Annotated in this window: 2 protein-coding genes; both read left to right on the top strand. The window is 42.5% G+C overall.

What is annotated here, in order from left to right; genetic code table 11:
• The first annotated feature begins 385 nt into the window (after positions 1 to 385).
• Positions 386 to 1,366, top strand: a complete 981-nt coding sequence (locus tag ACUVJL_RS28590; RefSeq protein ID WP_445248937.1) for an Rpn family recombination-promoting nuclease/putative transposase — start codon at positions 386 to 388, stop codon at positions 1,364 to 1,366.
• Positions 1,367 to 1,473: 107 nt separating this feature from the next.
• Positions 1,474 to 1,552, top strand: a 79-nt coding sequence (locus ACUVJL_RS28585) for a hypothetical protein (RefSeq protein WP_445248936.1), incomplete at its 3' end; no start/stop codon positions are given.

Here is a 1,552-nt window from a genome sequence, read left to right as displayed (position 1 = left end):
ACAGAGACGAATAATTTTCCCCAGGAGCTTTTGCCCGCGCCGCATCTGGAGCGAGCCACGCGCCACACTCGATCGCAGCGAGCAATGCGATACCAGCAGAAAGCAACCGTTGGGGGGATAGAACGCAGACAAACTTCATAGCTGTTTTTTTAGCAGACTTGAGGTGCTTTCTCTACCATGACTTTACCCTTTGCAAAACGTTCCTGAGTTAGCTTTCTGGGAAAAATGACTCTCCGGCTGTAACAACCAGTCGGTTTGGTTGATCCTCTTCGAGGGCTTCGCCAACGGGCGATCGAGCCCAACCTGCAAGATTGTATAATTAAGTTAGACGACAGTTAAATAGCTCTAACCGAAACCCCTCAAATTCTAATAAATTGTAATTACCATGAATTTTATCAACCCCAAAACCGACTTTGCCTTTAAAAAAATCTTTGGCTCGGATGACAGTAAAGACATTTTGATTAGTTTCTTAAATGCTCTCCTCTACGAAGCACAGCCAGTTATCGAAGATTTAGAAATTATCGACCCCTATTTAGCTCCAAACATTAAAGGAATCAAAGATACTTACTTGGATGTTAAAGCCAAGATTACTGGTGACAAAACTGTGATTATTGAAATGCAGGTTTTGAATGTAGAATACTTTCAGCAGCGGGTTTTGTATAATGCAACTAAAACTTATTCAATGCAGCTAAGCACAGGAAGTGGCTACAGCAATTTAAACCCTGTGATTGCTCTGACAATTACAGATTTTAAAATGTTTGAGAACATGGACACAGTGATTTCGCACTTCATCTTCAAAGAAAAGACATTTTTAGTAGATTATCTAGCGGATCAATTTGAGCTGGTGTTTGTGGAGTTACCAAAATTCAACAAGGGACTAGATGAATTAGAAACCTTGACAGATAAGTGGATATACTTCATGAAAACAGCTCAAGCTTTACAGTCTGTTCCAGAAGAATTGGGAAATGTACAGGAACTGAAACAGGCTTTTAAAATTGCCAGTACCGCGAATCTAAATGCTCAGGAACTAGAGGATTTAGATAAGCGAGAAATCTTCATTCAAGACCAGCGTGGCTCCATTAGTCTAGCTACCAAAATAGCCCTTGCACAAGGTATCGAACAAGGTATCGAACAAGGAATCGAACAAGGTATCGAGCAAGGTATCGAGCAAGGTATCAAACAAGGGAATTTGCGATTAATTACTCGCCAGTTGGAACGTAGTGTAGGCGCACTGTCGCCGGATATCCAAGCCTGTATAAGTCAGTTATCCGTTGAGGAATTAGAGAGTTTAGGAGAGGCTGTATTAGACTTTGCCACTTTGTCAGATTTGACAGCTTGGTTGCAAGCACATAACAATCGTCAATGAGATTGGTCAAAGGGGTGTAGGGGCAATCCCCCGTGGTTGCCCTTCTGGATTACCTATGTCACATTTGAGTCTGACCTGACATTGAAGCATCTAAAGTCGAAAATCCTATGAGCAAATTTGTGTTTGTGACCGGCGGCGTGGTTTCCAGTATCGGCAAGGGAATTGTCGCTGCTTCCTTGGGCCGCC

The organism is Microcoleus sp. OTE_8_concoct_300 (genome assembly GCF_031383065.1).
Classification (GTDB): domain Bacteria; phylum Cyanobacteriota; class Cyanobacteriia; order Cyanobacteriales; family Microcoleaceae; genus Microcoleus.
Note: the sequence above shows the minus strand (reverse complement) of the source record. Positions and strands in the feature narration are given on the sequence as shown.

Excerpts from the sequence above, each read along its gene's own strand:
- ACUVJL_RS28590 (WP_445248937.1), top strand. The coding sequence starts at position 386 with ATGAATTTTATCAACCCCAAAACCGACTTTGCCTTTAAAAAAATCTTT.